Raw genomic sequence first — 15,415 nt, forward strand, 5'->3', positions numbered from 1 at the left:
CCGCTTGGGAGGAAACAATGAACTCACAGCCACACCCGCTGTCACATGCCGAGTACACGAAGAGCGTGGATGAGGAACGTTACCCCGACGACCCGCACGTTCCACTGGATGAACCCTTCGTCAACGCGGCGGGCAGTATTCTCAACGTGCTTCTCGAGAGGTTCACCTCGGTAGCGCTCATCGAGAGTCACCCTGGCGCTGTTCGCGCCAACCACTATCACAAGACCGACTGGCACTACGCGTACGTCTTGTCCGGCAGCATCGTTTACGGGTGGAGACCTGTGGACGGCGCAGAAAGCGTTCAGGTAAGAACCTTCAAGACGGGCCAGCTCTTCTTCACGCCACCCCGCGTTGCGCACGTGATGTACTTCCCTGAGCGGACCACGTTCATGACGTTCGCACGGAACAAGCGCGACCACGAGTCCCACGAGAGTGACGTGGTGCGCGTACCGTCGATGTTCGATGTCAACTGGTCTCCGTTCACCGGGCAGTACCAGTACACCGTCGGCTCGAACGGTTCCGAGGTCGACACCGGAACGCCGTCGTGAACTCGATGCATGAACGCCGCACGTGTGCGCTGTGCGGGACGGAAACGGTCGATCATGTGGTCCTGTCGCTCCCGCCCACACCTTGCGCGAACGAGTTCGTGGACAAGCCGAAGGACCAAGCGCGATATCCCCTGGATCTCCAGCTCTGTCCGTCGCCGAGTTGTGGACACCTCCAGCTGGCCGCGGTGGTCAGCCCGTCGACCCTGTTCGACAACTATGTCTACGCATCGGGGACGTCTCCGTCATTCGTCCAGCACTTCTCGAATTATGCCAGGCGGGCGATCGCCCTGCTCGGCCTCGACGATAAATCGTTCGTCATCGACATCGGATCGAACGACGGAACACTGTTGCGGCAGTTCATCGATCACGGAGTGACCCGTGTGCACGGCATCGAGCCCGCGCGTGGGATCGCCGAGATCGCCGAATCCCGGGGAATCCCCACGACGGTGGCCTTCCTGGACCCCGCCGTCGCGCTCGGCCTGCGACACAGATTCGGACCCGCGGACCTGGTCACGGCGAACAACGTCTTCGCTCACATCGGTGACCTGGAGCAGGCCACTTCTGCCGTCCGCACCCTGCTCGGCTCTCGCGGAGTGTTCATCTTCGAGGTCTCCTACCTCGCTGATGTCGTCGAGGACCTGCTATTCGACACGATCTACCATGAGCATGTCGCATACCACACCGTCCGCCCGCTGGTCCGTTTCTTCGACCGTATGGGAATGACATTGTTCGACGTGGAGCGGGTTCCTACCCATGGGGGCTCGATCCGTGTCTACGTAGCAAGCGACAATCGTGGCGTGAGCCCACGAGTGGCGGAACTCGTGAAATTCGAGGAAGCGGCGGCGCTCTTCTCCGCCCGGACGTACGAGAGCTTCGGGGAGCGTATCCGGACGCAGGGGCAGAGATTGCGTGAGCACGTCGCGTCCCTGAAGGACGACGGATGGCGCCTATGTGGTTACGGGGCGCCGGCGAAACTGACGACCCTCATGTACTCCTTCGCACTCGATGCGAACGATTTCGAGTTCATAGTGGAAGACAGCCCCCTCAAGCGGGGACTCTTCACGCCCGGCACGCACATACCCGTGGTCGGCCCCGAGAAGCTCGCGGAGGTGTCCGCTCAGCGATACTGCGCACTTGTCTTCGCATGGAACTACTACGACAACATCGTCGCCGGCCACGCGGACTGGTCTGGTCTCTGGTTGAATCCTCTGACATTGGAACGGCTGGACGGGGAGGGCAGTTGATTGAGTTCACTCATCGATTCGGATATTGACGACATCTGCGTCGGCCTGGGGGCGTACGCACAGCGGTTCGACGGCAAGAGTGTCCTGATAACAGGCGCTCGCGGCTTCGTGGGCCAGTACTTGACGGCCGTCTTCCGGAGGCTCAATTCCGCGTATCTGCGCGAGCCCTGCCACGTGTTGGCGATGGACAACCTGAGGACGCCCGCCGACGCCGGCACCGCACCGCCGGAGGGCCCGCACATCACATACATCGAACACGACGTGATTCGGCCCTTCCGCCCGGACTCGAAAGTCGACTTCGTCGTTCATGCGGCCGGCATCGCCAGCCCGTATTACTACCGTAAGTTCCCGTTGGAAACCATGGACGTCGCCACCCAGGGCCTGCGGAACATGCTCGACGTCGCCCGTACCGATGAGGCAAGGCTCGTGTTCCTGTCGTCATCGGAGATCTACGGGAATCCCGACGCCGCCCATGTGCCGACGCCCGAGGACTACAACGGGAACGTCTCGTGCCTCGGTCCGCGAAGCTGCTATGACGAGTCGAAGCGATTCGGCGAGAGTCTGTTGCGGGTCTACGTACAACAATTCGGCGTGGAGGCGGTGATCGTACGGCCGTTCAACGTCTATGGGCCCGGCCTGAGTCGCGAAGACTATCGCATCATGCCGAACATCGCGGTTCGCCTCTCGAATGGACAGGCGATCGACGTCTACGGCGACGGGAGTCAGACCCGTACCTTCTGTTACGCCACGGACGCGATCACCGGGTTCCTGCTGGCGCTGTTGCGTGGGCGTCCGGGCGAGGCGTACAACGTCGGTGCATCAGAACCGGAAATCTCCATCATTGACCTGTTGAACCTGATTCGCGATGATGTGCCGGCACCCGACCTCACGTACACGGTGCGGGATTATCCGGACAGTTACCCCAGTGACGAGCCGATGCGGCGATGCCCGGACCTGACCAAGGCGTTCGACCATCTGGGCTATCAGCCCTCCGTTCCCTTCACCGATGGCCTGCGGAAATTCATCAAGTGGTCTCAGGAGTACTACAGGTGATCTCGTGCAGCGAATAAGGCTGGGGATCATCGGCACAGGGCGGTGGGGTTCGAGATACGTCGAAACCGTCGGCCGCATCTGGTCGACCGGTGAGGTGCTGATCTCCGACACGGCCGGGGGCAGAGGAGCCGGGCGCGCTGACGCGGTGCGCTGGGACTCGCCTGCCGCGCTCATCCGAAACGCCGCGGTAGACGGTGTCATCATCGCCTCACCAGCGACAACTCACTACGCGATCACGACTCTGGCGCTCGACGCCGCTCTCCCCGTGCTGGTCGAAAAGCCACTGGCGCTCAGCCTGGGCGAGACCCGATCCATCCGGGATCTTGCCGAAGCCCGGGGAAGTACGGTCATGGTCGGCCACCAGCATCTTTACGCACCAGCATTCCGCGAGATGCGCGAGCGTATAGCGGGACGCGCAGTGAGCACGATATCCAGTACCGCCGGCGGTGACGGGCCGGTGCGCGCGGACTGCGACGTCCTCTGGGACTACGGCCCACACGACATCGCCATGGCGCTCGACCTCCTCGGCGACAAGGATCCGGTGACGGAAGCGTTCGCACGGTGCGAGGTCTCGGGGCCGGGGCGACAAACCTGGCACGTGGGCATCAGTGTCGGCGAAACGCTGGTCACGTCTCGCTTCACCAACTCCGCGACGGTCAAGCATCACCGGTTCTGGGTGCGGCTGGTCGACGGCGACGAGTTCTGGTACGACAACTTTGCCGCACACCTGCTGACCGTCAACGGCGTCCCGATCGGCATCGCGGAGACATTGCCGCTGGACAAGCAGATACAGACCTTCGTCGCGGCTATACGTGGTGACGACGTCCATTCCAGTGGCGCCGATCTAGCGCTCGCGGTGAGAGTGGCCGAGGTGCTCGCCGGCGCCAGCGCGACACCTACAATCACCTACGTTTGATATGTGAGGTGTCATCGGTGTCTCGCGGGTTGTTCGATATGGTCCGCTCGACTACTCAGCGTTGCCGATGTGGACCGGGGCGGGCACGCCTCTTGCGGGCGATCTCGGCGTCGAAGCCGATCTCTTCGAGCAGGTCACGGGTCCGGTTGCTGTCGTAGCCACGGTCGAGGTGCGCGGTGACCTGTTCGGGCCACTGATCCCGCACCTGGGCGTTGCAGGCGGCGACAGCGTCGCGCAGCAGTGGGAATCCTGCGGTTGGCTGGGGCGCGGCCGTCACCTCTGCGTCCGTAGCCGCCGGACCTCCGCCAGCGCGCTGGACTCAGACAACCGGACAAACCGCAGCAGGGTTCGAAGTTGGTCCTCGTCCAGGGTTGCGAGGTCCTCGCGGGTGCGCGCGGTCAGCCCGGCGTAGTGGGCGTTGGCCCGGTCGAGCCCTTCGTCAGTCGCCTCCACCAGAACCCGCCGCCGGTCCGAGGCGTCCGGAGTTCGCTTCACGCAACCGGCGGCGACCAGCCTGTCCACCATCCGGGAGGTGGCCCCAGGGGTCAGGCCCCCGCCGGTCACCAACGAGGCCCCGGGCATCCACGGCGGCCTCGTCCAACAGCTCACCGCCGGTGGACTTGATGGGGTACCGCCAGCAACCTGCGTGTGTCCCGGCTTGGCTGGCCGCGGTCCGCGTTCCGCATGTGGTCCACCAGTTCCCGTCACGAAGTGGTCTGCCACGACCACCCTCCGCCGCCGATTCTGATGGCACGAACCGGACGAGGGTGCGACAGGAGAAGCAGGCGTTTCTGCGACTGCCAGCCTCCGCCACAGAGCCGCCAGAACGGCGGTCGGATCTAGCCAGTCGGTCGGTGGAGACAGGAATTGCGATCGCCCGTGCGCGGGTCCGAGCGCGAGCAGTTGGGGCACCTCATGAAAGACGCAGAAATGATGACTACGGCAGCGGCGCGGACAGCGGCCGCCCCGCCCAGCCGCCTGGACCCGATGATCGACCCGGCCGACGTGCGGCGGGCCTTCGCGGCGGCCCACGATGCGGCGCGCCGGCACGGCCGTCCGGTGCTGGTTGCCTGGGCACGGCCGCTGCCCAGGGTCGAGCCTCGGGCCCTGCTACGGCGCGCTGATCGCCTCAGTGCGCGCGTCTTCTACTGGACGTCACGCTGGACCGGCGTCGAGTCGCTGGGCGTCGGCAGCTCGCTCGACCTGTCCGCCGAGGGTGCCGACCGGTTCGCGGTGGTACGCCGCGCGTGGCGCAGGTACGCCCGCGGCCTCGTCGCCGGCGGCTCGGGGATTGCCGGTCGGGCCGGCTTCCCGCTCCTGGTCGGCGGCTTCGCGTTCCAGCCCGGGCGCTGGCATCCGACCGGTGGGGTGCCCGACTCGCTGACCTGGTGCCCGGCCGCACAGGTGGTCCGGCTCGGCGACGGCTCAACCCACCTGGCGCTCACCGCCCGGCTGGCTGCCGACGCCGACCCGATCGCGCTGGCCGACGCGCGCCTGGAGTTGGCCGCACAGCTGCTGGCCGAGACCGATGAGCAGCCGCTGCCGGACCCGGCGGTCGACAGCCCGCCGAGGCTCGTTGTCCGCTTCGACGTACCCGACGCCGAGCAGTGGCGGCGCGCGGTCGGTGCGGCCGTCGAGGAGATCCACCGCGGCGACCTGACCAAGGTGGTACTGGCGCGGCAGGTTGTCCTGCACGCCGACCAGCCGTTCGCCGTACCGGCCGCCGTGGACCGCCTCGCCGAGGGCTTCTCCGAGGGCGCCGTCTTCGCGGCCAGGTTCGCCGGTTACTGGTTCCTCGGCGGCACGCCCGAGTGTCTGGTACGGGTCGCGCACGGCGAGGTGACGGCGCACAGCCTCGCCGGCTCGGCGGCCCGGGGCACGACCGCGGCCGCGGACGCGGCCGGTGCGCAGTCGCTGCTGGACAACGTCAAGACCCGGCACGAGCAGTCCGTCGTGACGGATTTCGTGGCCCGCGTGCTCAGCGACGTCTGCGTCGACGTCCGCGCCTCGGCGCGGCCCGGGATCCTGCGGCTGGGAAACGTGCAGCATCTGGTCGGTACGGTCACCGCGGCCGTACCGGCGCATCGGGGAGTGGGCCTGCTCGACCTGGTCGAGCGCCTGCACCCGACGCCCGCGGTGGGTGGCTACCCGCGCCGGGCGGCGCTGCGCTGGATCGCCCGGTCCGAGCCGTTCGATCGGGGCTGGTACGCCGCGCCGGTCGGCTGGTTGGACGCCGCGCAGGACGGCGAGATGGCGGTGGCGATCCGCTCCGCGCTGGTGTCGGGTGATCGAGCGGCACTGTTCGCCGGCTGCGGCATCGTGGCCGGTTCCAGGCCGGACGACGAGTACGCCGAGACCGACCTGAAACTCCGGCCGATGCTCACCGCGCTCGACGCGGTCCTCGACGGCTCTGCGGCGTCCGGCCCGGTGCGCAGCCCTGACGCCGTCCAGGACGCTGCGGCCCCGGCGCGATGGGACGCTGCCTGATGGGCCGGCCGCTGCACGCGCACCTGGCACCGGGCGGGAGCCGGTTCGTCGACGCGGTCGCGGCCGCGCTCGACGGGGGCCCGGCGGTGCTGCCGGTGCCCCCGGGGCCGCCGGCGAGCGTCGCCGCCCTTCTCGACGAGCTGCGCCCGCACGTGGTCGTGACGGCCGACGGCCGGACCGAGCGGCTGACCGACCCGGCCGACTGTCCGGACGAGGTCGCGGCGGTGGTCGTGACGTCCGGCTCGACCGGTACGCCGAAGGGCGTCGAGCTGCCGGCCGAGGCGCTGCGCCGATCGGCGGCGGCGTCGCTGGACGCGCTCGGCGCCCGGCCGGGCGGGCGCTGGTTGGCCTGCCTGCCGCCGTACCACATAGCCGGGTTGCAGGTGCTCGTCCGGGCGCTGGTCGCCGGAACGACACCCGTGTTCGGCGAGCACTTCGAGCCGACGGCACTGGCCGGTGCTGACGCCGCATACGTGGCGCTGGTACCCACCATGCTCTATCGGGCCCTGCGGGCCGGTGCCGACCTGCGACACTTCGGCGCTGTACTGGTCGGTGGGGCGGCCACGGCACCGGCGCTCCTGGCCGAGGCGCGGGCGGCGGGCGTACGGGTGACGGCCACCTACGGCATGACCGAGACCTGCGGCGGCTGCGTGTACGACGGCCGTCCGCTGCCGGGGGTGCAGGTCGACATCGACGCCGACGGGCGGGTACGCGTCGCCGGTCCGGTCCTGGCGCGGGGGTACCGGCTGCGCCCGTCGCTGACCGCGGCGGCCTTCGACGGCACCGGGTTCCGTACCGACGATCTGGGCCGGTTGACCGCCTCCGGGCGGCTGGAGGTGCTCGGGCGGGCCGACGAGGTGATCGTCACGGGCGGTCGGAAGGTACATCCGCAGCAGGTGGAGGCGCTGCTGGGCGCCCACCGGGCGGTGGCGGCCGTGGTGGTGGGCGGCGTCGCCGACGAGGAGTGGGGCCAGCGGGTCGTCGCCGCGGTCGTACCCAGTGACCCGCGCCGGCCTCCCGCACTGGCCGCACTGCGGCGCCATGTCGCCACGTACGCGCCCGGCTGGACCGCCCCGCGCGGCCTGCTGGTCGTGCCGGATCTGCCGAGACTCGCCTCGGGCAAGGTCGACCGCGGCGCGGCGATCGCCATTCTGACGAGAGAAGAGGAGCACCAGACGTGACCATCTGGAACGCCAAGGGCGACTATGAGGACATCCGCTACGAGCTGGCGGACGGCATCGCGAAGATCACCATCAACCGTCCTGAGGTACGCAACGCCTTCCGCCCGACCACCGTCAGCGAGCTGTGCCGCGCCTTCGACGAGGCGCGCGACGACCCGTCGGTCGGCGTGATCATTCTGACCGGCGCCGGCGACCAGGCGTTCTGCTCGGGCGGCGACCAGCGCGTCCGCGGCGACGGCGGGTACCGCGACGTGCACGGCACCGAGCGGCTGAACGTGCTGGACCTGCAGGTGCAGATCCGGCGTACGCCCAAGCCGGTGGTCGCCATGGTGGCCGGGTACGCGATCGGTGGCGGGCACGTGCTGCACCTGGTCTGCGATCTGACCATCGCGGCGGACAACGCCCGCTTCGGCCAGACCGGCCCGCGCGTGGGCTCGTTCGACGGCGGGTACGGCAGCGGCCTGCTCGCCCGTACGGTCGGGCAGAAGCGGGCCCGGGAGATCTGGTTCATGTGCCGGCAGTACGACGCCCAGCAGGCCCTGGACTGGGGCCTGGTCAACGCCGTCGTTCCGGTGGAGCGGCTCGAGGACGAGACGGTCACCTGGTGCCGGCAGATGCTGCGGCACTCGCCGCTGTCGCTGCGTCTGCTGAAGGCGTCACTCAACGCCGCCGACGACGGGCTGGCCGGGGTGCAGCAGCTCGCCGGTGACGCCACGCTGCTGTACTACCTCAGCGAGGAGGCTCAGGAGGGTCGCGACGCGTACGTGTCCCGGCGTGAGCCGGACTTTGCCCGCTTCCCGCGACGGCCGTGATGGCCGCCTACGCGTATGCGATCCCGCTGCGTACCCGGTTCCGCGGCATCACCGTACGGGAGGGCGTGCTGATGCACGGCCCGCACGGGTGGGGCGAGTTCTCCCCGTTCCTCGACTACGGCAGCGAGGCCTCGGCGCGCTGGCTGGCCGCCTGCCGGGAGGCGACGGATGAGGGCTGGCCGGCGCCGGTGCGCACCTCGGTGTCGGTGAACGTGACCGTACCCGCGGTGGGGCCGGAGCGGGCGCAGGCGATCGTGCGGGCGTCGGGCGGCTGCCGTACCGCCAAGGTGAAGGTCGGGGAGCCGGGCCAGAGTTCCGGCGACGACCTCGATCGCGTGCAGGCGGTCCGGGACGCGCTCGGGCCGGGGGGCGCGGTCCGGGTCGACGCCAACGGCGCATGGGACGTGGAGCGGGCGGTACGCATGATCCGTCTGCTGGACCGGGCCGGTCTGCAGTACGTCGAGCAACCGTGCCGGAGCCTGGCCGAGCTGGCGGCGGTACGCCGGCGCGTGGACGTGCCGGTCGCCGCGGACGAGGCGGTCCGGCTCGCCGCCGACCCGACCCGGATCGTCGGCCTGCGCGCCGCGGCCGACATCGTCGTCCTCAAGGTGCAGCCGCTGGGCGGGGTCCGCCGAGCTCTGCGGGTCGCCGAGGCGGCCGGCCTGCCCGCGGTGGTGTCATCGGCGCTGGAGACCTCGGTCGGCCTCGCGGCCGGGGTGGCGCTCGCGGCGGCGCTGCCGGAGCTGCCGTACGCCTGCGGTCTGGGCACCGCGCGGCTGCTCGCGGACGACCCGGTCGTCGATCCGCTGGTTCCCGTCAACGGGGAGATTCCGGTACGTAGGCCCGCCATCGACGCCGTGCGGCTGACGCGGTGCCGACCCGCCGACCCGGAACGCACCCGCTGGTGGCTGCGCCGGGTCGCCGAAACCCACCGCGAGATGGTTCGTCCCGCCGAGCCGGTCGAGGAGCAGGCATGTCAGTGACGACAGTGCCCGGCGGATCTGCTGTGGACGGCTTGACGCTCGATCCGGCGACCGCACTCGCCACGGTGCTGGCCGACGAGCTGAGCCGGTGCGGGGTCACCGACGCGGTGGTCTCGCCGGGCTCCCGCTCGGCCCCGCTGGCCCGTGCGCTGTGGGCACATCCCCGCATCGTCGTGCACGTGCGGGTCGACGAGCGCTCCGCCGGCTACCTGGCGATCGGTCTGGCTCGGGGCAGCGGCCGTCCCGCCGCCGTGGTGTGCACCTCCGGTACGGCCGCGGCGAACCTGTACCCCGCCGTCCTGGAGGCGCACCACGACCGGGTGCCGCTCGTCGTGCTCAGCGCGGACCGGCCGCCGGAGCTGCGCGGCACCGGCGCCAACCAGACGACCGACCAGACCAAGCTGTACGGCGCGTCCGTGCGTCTGTTCATCGAGCTGGGCGTGCCGGAACGGCGGCGTGGGCAGGTGCGGTACTGGCGCTCGGTGGTGAGCCGGGCGGTCGATGCGGCCCGTACCGGGCCGGTGCACGTGAACGTGGCGCTGCGGGAGGCGCGCCTGGACGGTACGCCGGCCGCGTGGCCCGAGCCGCTCGACGGGCGGGCCGGCGGCGAAGCGTGGACCGTCGTGTCGTCCCCCGCGCCGCCGGTGACGGATCTCGCCGTACCCCCGCGCGGGCTGGTGGTGGCCGGCGCCGGCGCGGACGCTGCCGGGGCGGTCGCGTTCGCCGAGGCGGCCGGCTGGCCACTGCTCGCCGAGCCGCACAGCAGCGCCCGGCGCGGCCCGCACGCACTGACGTCCTACGTGGACCTGTTGGCCCACCCGGCGATCCGCGCCGAGCTGGCCCCCGAGGCGATCGTCACGTACGGCCGTCCCGGCCTGTCCCGGGAGCTGCTGGGACGCTACGGCGACGTACCGAACACGGTCGTCGACCCACACCCGGCGTGGGACGACCCCACCCGGGACGCGGCGCTGGTCGTGCCGGCGCTGGATCGGCCGCTCCTGACCGGTCCGCGCGACCCGGCGTGGCTGGCCCGCTGGCAGGCGCTGGACCGGGTGGCCTGCGCCGCCCTGGACGGTGTGCTGGACGTGAGCGGACTGACCGAGCCGCGGGTGGCCCGGGATGTGGCGGCGCGGGTACCCGATGGTGGCCTGCTGTTCGTGGCAGCCAGCATGCCGATCCGCGACCTGGAGCGGACCATGCGACCGCGTACCGGACTGACCGTGCTGGCCAACCGGGGACTCGCCGGCATCGACGGCGCGGTCTCGACCGCGATCGGCGCCGCGCTGGCGCACCGGGAGCGGGGCGGCGGCCGGGCGTACGGGCTGCTCGGCGACCTGTCGTTCCTGCACGACCAGAACGGCCTGCTGCTCGGCTCGGGGCCGGTACCCGACCTGACGCTCGTCGTCGTCAACAACGACGGCGGCGGAATCTTCTCGCTGCTCGAAGCCGCCGGGACCGACGACGGTTTCGAGGAGCTGTTCGGTACGCCGCACGGCGCCGAGCTGGCCCACGTCGCCGCCGCCGCCGGCTGGCGGTACGCCCGCGTGGACGAGCCCGGTCACCTGGCCTACCAGCTCGCCCGCCCGGGTGCACGGATCGTCGAGGTCCGTACCGCCCGGGAGCCCAACGCGGTACTGCACCGACGGCTCCGCCGGGACGTCGCCACGGCGCTGGACGCCGCGCTCTGACCCTCGCACGACAGGAGTACGCCATGCCCCACCTCGCCCTCGACCCCGACCTGCTCGACGTGCTCGCCTGCCCGGACACCGACCACGCGCCGCTGCGCGCCGATCCCGACGGCCGGACACTGACCTGCACCGGCTGTGGCCGCGCGTACGACATCGTCGACGGCATCCCGGTGCTGCTGCTCGACCAGGGCCGCCCGTCGGGCGGCGCGACCGGCGAGGACGCATGCGATGCCTGAGCTTGCCGGGGTGCAGCACGTGGCACTGACCGTCACCGACGCCGTGCGCAGTGCCGACTGGTACGCCGAGGTGCTCGGGTTGCGCATCGTGGGGCGGTTCGAGGAGGGCGGCGGCGATCGATACAAGATCATCTTGACCGACCGCGCCGCCCGGATCCTCGTCGGCGTCGTCGAGCACCGGGGCGCCCCGCCCGAACGCTTCGACGAGCGCCGGCCCGGCCTGGATCACCTGGCCTTCGCCGTCAACGGCCGCGCCGAGCTCGACGCCTGGGCGGCCCACCTCGACGCGCTGGGCGTGCCGTACTCGCCGGTCGCGCCGGCCACGCTCGACCCGCGTAACACCGTCCTGGTCTTCCGCGACCCGGACCACATCCAGCTCGAATTCTTCGCCGTACCGGCCGAGAAGTAAGGAGTCCCCGCATGGTCCGCGCCCAGCTCGACAAGAACGAACGGCAGGTCTCGGCGATGTTCGACGAGGTCGCCGAGGGGTACGACCGCACTCGCGCGGCGATCTGGCTCGGCCGCACCGGCGCGTGGGGCCGGGCTGCCGCCCGGGTGGCCGGGGTCCGGGCGGGGCACCGCGTGCTCGACGTCGCCGCCGGTACGGGCAGCTCCACGAGCGCAGTGCACCGCCCCGGCGTACGGGTGGTGGGCTGCGACTTCTCCCTGGGGATGCTGCGGATCGGGCGGCGCCGCGTCGGGATGGCCCGGTTCGTCGCGGGGGATGCGCTGCGGTTGCCGTTCGCCGATGCCAGCTTCGACGTGGTGACCATGTCCTTCGGGCTGCGCAACACGGCCGACGTGGGGCGGGTGCTCGCCGAGATGCGCCGGGTCTGCCGGCCGGGCGGACGGTTGGTGGTCTGCGACTTCAGCCATCCGCCGAACCCGCTGGCGCACCGCCTGTGGCTGGGCTACCTGCGTCGTGTCGTGCCGTTGATCGCCCGTCTCGTCAGCACCAACCCCCAGGCATACGTCTACCTGTGGGAGTCCATCAACGCCTGGCACCGCCAGCCCGAGCTGGCCGAGCTGCTCCGCGCGGCGGGCTGGGCCGAGGTCGGCTGGACCAACCTGACCGGGGGAGCCGTCGCGCTGCACCACGGGGTACGGCCGTGACCGGCCCGGAGCTGGCCGTGACCGGCCCAGTGATCGATGTGCATCATCACGTCGTCCCCGGCTTCTACCGCGCCGTCCTGGAGTCGGCCGGCCTGCTGAGGCCCATCCCCGGCGTCGCTTACCCCGACTGGTCGCCCGCGACCAGCCTCGCGATGATGGACGGGCTGGGCATCGGCGCCGCCGTGGTGTCGATCACCGAGCCCGGCGTGCACTTCGCCGACGCGGATCTCGCCCGCCGGCTCGCCCGGCAGCTCAACGAGTACCTCGCCGGGCTGGTGGCGGACACGCCGACCCGGTTCGGGGCGTTCGCCGTGCTGCCGCTGCCCGACATCGACGCCGCGCTCGACGAGCTGGCGTACGCCCTCGACGTGCTGCGGCTCGACGGGATCGGGCTGCTGACCAACTACCGGGGCGAGTACCTGGGCGACCCCGCGTTCGAGCCAGTGCTGGCCGAACTGGACCGCCGGCAGGTACCGACCTTCCTGCACCCGGCCCGCCCGGCCGGACGTGACCAGCCCACGTTCGACCTGCCGGCGTCGGTCTACGAGTTCCCGTTCGACACCACCCGCACGATCGCCAACCTGCTCTACGCCGGCGCGCTGGACCGCTATCCCGGACTCCGGCTCATCGTGGCGCACGCCGGCGGGACGGTGCCGTTCCTCGCCGGCCGGCTCGCCGACGCGTCGGTGATCAGCCCTGCGGTCGCCCACCGGCTGCCGGCCGACCCGGTCGGCGCGCTGCAGCGCCTCTACTTCGACACGGCGCTGTCAGCCAACCCGTACACCCTGCCGAGCCTGCACGCGCTGGCCGACCCCGGCCGGGTGGTGTTCGGTACCGACTTCCCGTTCATGCCCGCCGAGCACGCCGGGCAGAACTGGACCCGGCTGTGCCGCTTCCACGCCGCAACCCCGCACCTGCTCGACCGGATCGCCGGCGGCAACGCCGGCGGCCTGTTCCCACGCCTGCTGCCGCAGGCGACGGCGCACCCCGTCGTGTCACGCTGAGGAGGCATCATGCCCACCGACGTCATCAGCCAGGTCTTCGCGCTCGTCGACCACCGCGACGCCGACGGCTTCGCCGCGCTGTTCGCACCCGACGGCCGCTTCACCTTCGGCAACGCCGAGCCGGTGCTCGGTCGGCCGGCCATCGCCGAAGGCGTCACCGGCTTCTTCGCCAGCATCCGCAGCCTGCGTCACCACATCATCAACCACTGGGAGGTGGCCGCCGACACGGTGGTCGAGCTGGCCGTCGACTACCACCGGCTGGACGGCAGGACGGTGACCGTCCCGGCCGTGTCGATCTGGACGCGGGACGGCGCCGGCCTGATCACCGACTACCGCATCTTCGTCGACCTGGCTCCGCTGTTCGCGGCGTGATCGACCGGCCATCCTTGCCCTGCGCCGAACACTGCCGAGCTGGGAACGCTGGCCAGTCGCGGCACCCCGTCCGCAGCCGTTGACGATTCCCCGCAACGGTCGACGTCGTCAAGGTCGCGGGGGACTGTTTCCCGCGCCGCTGGACCGTGATACTGAGCGGCGTGCGCACTCATGCCGGTCAATTTCCTACGACGACGTTCTTCCTGCTGGCGTTCCTGCTGACCTGGGCCGTGTGGGTTCCTCGCGCCGTGGCGCCCGAGGGCTGGGCCACGACCGTCGGCACGTTCTGGACCTGGATGCCGGCCATCGCCGCCGTCCTGACAGCTGCGCTCGTAGGCGGGGGCGCCCTGCGCGACCTCGGTGCTCGGCTGACCCGCTGGCGGGTCGGTTGGCAGTGGTACGTGCTGGTGCTGGTTGGCCCGGCGGCGTTCTGGGCGCTGGTGTGGGCGGCCACGGCCGCCGCCGGGTGGTCCGGTGAACTCGGCCGCCCCATGATGCTCGAGCAGGGTGTCGCCTCAGCGGCGGTGCTGGTGCCGGTCCTGGCGTTGACCGACGGCCTGGGCGAGGAGACAGGGTGGCGCGGGTTTGCCCTGCCCCGGATGCTGGACCGCTACGGCCCGGTTCTGGCGAGTGTCCTGCTCGGCCTGCTCTGGGCACTGTGGCACCTGCCGCTGTTCTTCACCGAGGGCCTGCAGTTGGCCGGGCGCTCCCCGTGGGTGTTGCTCCTGGAGCTGCCGGCCGTGGCCGTCGTCTACACCTGGGTCTTCCAACGCACCGGCGGCAGCGCACTGCTCGCGATCCTGCTGCACGCCGGCACGAACTTCACCACCCTGAGCGCGTCCGTGGCCGGAGCGACGGTCCGCGTCACCGTACTGGTCCTACTCGCCACATGGCTGCTGGCGGCCGTGGTGATCGGCGCCTGGCAACGCAAACGGACGCCACGGCGCGCCGCGTCGGCGCGTGACCTGACCTAGGGCGGACCATGCGGCGGCTGGTGGGCAAGCCGAGACGCGCACCCCAACGACGAGATCGTCCCGAGAACCGAGGTCCTGCCCCGACTCGCCGAGCGACCGGCGCGTCGGCAGCCCGGCGGTTCGGGCTGGCTGCCAGGCAGAGGCTGTGGCTAGGTCGTATCGGCTAGCCTGCCGTCATGGCGAGCGTCGAACTGGATGAGTTGATCGTCGCGGACGCCGACGCGCTGCGCGCATGGTTGTCGGCCAACCACGCCACGTCGCCCGGCGTCTGGCTCGCCCTGACTAGGAAGGGCGGCACCGTCACGAGGCTGACCTGGCAGCAGGCGGTCGACGAGGCCCTGTGCTTCGGTTGGATCGACGGGCAGGCCCGTAAACGGGACCAGGAGACCTCGTGGATCCGGTTCACCCCTCGCCGGCCCCGCAGTTCCTGGTCACAACGCAACGTCGCCAACGTGGCCCGCCTGGAGGCGCAGGGGCGAATGCTGCCCCCAGGCCGCGCCGCGGTGGAAGCCGCGAAGGCGGACGGGCGGTGGGCGGCGGCCTACGCCCCGCCGTCGGAAGCCGAGGTGCCGGCCGACCTGCTCGCTGCCATCGCCGCCGACCCCGCCGCCCAGGCCATGTTCGACGTCCTCACCCAGACCAACCGGTTCGCCCTCATCCACCGACTCAATGCCGTCAAACGGGCGCAGACCCGCGAGCGGAAGATCGGCGAGTTCGTCGCCATGCTGGCCCGCCACGAGACGATCTACCCGCAGAAAACCAAGCCTCCGAACTCGCCGCAATCCGCATCTTCATGATCAAGCA

17 protein-coding genes and 1 pseudogene are annotated in these 15,415 nt (G+C 70.7%); 16 read left to right on the forward strand and 2 right to left on the reverse strand.

The annotated features are described in order from the left end of the window. Positions 1-17 precede the first annotated feature (17 nt). The 4 genes from E1182_RS02245 to E1182_RS02260 are packed head-to-tail and all read left to right on the forward strand — an operon-like array spanning position 18 to position 3,761. Positions 18-548, forward strand: a complete 531-nt coding sequence (locus E1182_RS02245) for a cupin domain-containing protein (protein WP_132260932.1) — start codon at positions 18-20, stop codon at positions 546-548. 5 nt (positions 549-553) lie between these two features. Continuing rightward, positions 554-1,792 carry a class I SAM-dependent methyltransferase gene (locus E1182_RS02250; protein ID WP_243705985.1) on the forward strand — a complete coding sequence of 413 codons (1,239 nt, stop codon included), beginning with the start codon at positions 554-556 and terminating at the stop codon, positions 1,790-1,792. After that, positions 1,793-2,845, forward strand: coding sequence for an NAD-dependent epimerase/dehydratase family protein (locus E1182_RS02255; RefSeq protein ID WP_132260934.1), 1,053 nt, complete (start codon positions 1,793-1,795; stop codon positions 2,843-2,845). Between the two features lie 4 nt (positions 2,846-2,849). Beyond that, positions 2,850-3,761, forward strand: a complete 912-nt coding sequence (locus E1182_RS02260) for a Gfo/Idh/MocA family protein (RefSeq protein WP_165942481.1) — start codon at positions 2,850-2,852, stop codon at positions 3,759-3,761. A 63-nt stretch (positions 3,762-3,824) separates the two neighbouring features. Here the strand turns inward: E1182_RS02260 and E1182_RS02265 are convergent. Both E1182_RS02265 and E1182_RS02270 read right to left on the reverse strand, forming a co-directional pair. Continuing rightward, positions 3,825-3,936 (reverse strand): annotated as a pseudogene (locus E1182_RS02265) (IS5/IS1182 family transposase); the annotation flags it as partial. Positions 3,937-4,034: 98 nt separating this feature from the next. Then, on the reverse strand, positions 4,035-4,343 hold the full coding sequence (locus E1182_RS02270) for a MarR family winged helix-turn-helix transcriptional regulator (RefSeq protein WP_132260936.1): 309 nt from the start codon (positions 4,341-4,343) through the stop codon (positions 4,035-4,037). Between the two features lie 351 nt (positions 4,344-4,694). Between E1182_RS02270 and E1182_RS02275 the strand changes: the two genes are divergently transcribed. The 12 genes from E1182_RS02275 to E1182_RS02330 all read left to right on the forward strand — a co-directional run bounded on the left by E1182_RS02275 (position 4,695) and on the right by E1182_RS02330 (position 15,408). Further along, complete coding sequence (locus E1182_RS02275) at positions 4,695-6,248, forward strand: isochorismate synthase MenF (protein WP_165942482.1); 1,554 nt, start codon at positions 4,695-4,697, stop codon at positions 6,246-6,248. Then, positions 6,233-7,429, forward strand: a complete 1,197-nt coding sequence (locus E1182_RS02280; protein ID WP_243705982.1) for an AMP-binding protein — start codon at positions 6,233-6,235, stop codon at positions 7,427-7,429. Before E1182_RS02275 ends, E1182_RS02280 begins: the two co-directional genes overlap by 16 nt. Further along, a complete protein-coding gene (gene menB, locus E1182_RS02285) occupies positions 7,426-8,241 on the forward strand; it encodes a 1,4-dihydroxy-2-naphthoyl-CoA synthase (RefSeq protein WP_132260938.1) in 816 nt (271 codons plus the stop codon). Before E1182_RS02280 ends, menB begins: the two co-directional genes overlap by 4 nt. Beyond that, the gene (locus E1182_RS02290) at positions 8,241-9,224 is read left to right on the forward strand and encodes an o-succinylbenzoate synthase (RefSeq protein ID WP_132260939.1); all 984 of its coding nucleotides are present in this window, start codon (positions 8,241-8,243) and stop codon (positions 9,222-9,224) included. The genes menB and E1182_RS02290 overlap by 1 nt, the downstream gene beginning before the upstream one ends. Then, positions 9,215-10,912 carry a 2-succinyl-5-enolpyruvyl-6-hydroxy-3-cyclohexene-1-carboxylic-acid synthase gene (gene menD, locus E1182_RS02295; protein WP_132260940.1) on the forward strand — a complete coding sequence of 566 codons (1,698 nt, stop codon included), beginning with the start codon at positions 9,215-9,217 and terminating at the stop codon, positions 10,910-10,912. The genes E1182_RS02290 and menD overlap by 10 nt, the downstream gene beginning before the upstream one ends. Positions 10,913-10,935: 23 nt before the next feature. After that, positions 10,936-11,148, forward strand: a complete 213-nt coding sequence (locus tag E1182_RS02300; RefSeq protein ID WP_132260941.1) for a Trm112 family protein — start codon at positions 10,936-10,938, stop codon at positions 11,146-11,148. After that, entirely contained in the window at positions 11,141-11,557 is a 417-nt protein-coding gene (locus E1182_RS02305; protein WP_132260942.1) for a VOC family protein, read from the forward strand. Before E1182_RS02300 ends, E1182_RS02305 begins: the two co-directional genes overlap by 8 nt. Positions 11,558-11,568: 11 nt before the next feature. Next, on the forward strand, positions 11,569-12,261 hold the full coding sequence (locus tag E1182_RS02310) for a ubiquinone/menaquinone biosynthesis methyltransferase (protein ID WP_132260943.1): 693 nt from the start codon (positions 11,569-11,571) through the stop codon (positions 12,259-12,261). A gap of 17 nt (positions 12,262-12,278) precedes the next feature. Next, positions 12,279-13,265: an amidohydrolase family protein gene (locus E1182_RS02315; RefSeq protein ID WP_243705983.1), complete on the forward strand. Its 987-nt coding sequence runs from the start codon at positions 12,279-12,281 to the stop codon at positions 13,263-13,265. Between the two features lie 9 nt (positions 13,266-13,274). Beyond that, positions 13,275-13,637 (forward strand): nuclear transport factor 2 family protein, encoded by a 363-nt coding sequence (locus E1182_RS02320; RefSeq protein WP_132260945.1) that lies wholly within the window; start codon positions 13,275-13,277, stop codon positions 13,635-13,637. 161 nt (positions 13,638-13,798) lie between these two features. Beyond that, complete coding sequence (locus tag E1182_RS02325; RefSeq protein ID WP_132260946.1) at positions 13,799-14,611, forward strand: type II CAAX endopeptidase family protein; 813 nt, start codon at positions 13,799-13,801, stop codon at positions 14,609-14,611. Between the two features lie 176 nt (positions 14,612-14,787). Further along, positions 14,788-15,408 (forward strand): YdeI family protein, encoded by a 621-nt coding sequence (locus E1182_RS02330; protein ID WP_132260947.1) that lies wholly within the window; start codon positions 14,788-14,790, stop codon positions 15,406-15,408. Positions 15,409-15,415 lie beyond the last annotated feature (7 nt).

It is taken from the genome of Micromonospora sp. KC721 (assembly GCF_004348355.1).
In the GTDB taxonomy this organism is placed as follows: domain Bacteria; phylum Actinomycetota; class Actinomycetes; order Mycobacteriales; family Micromonosporaceae; genus Micromonospora.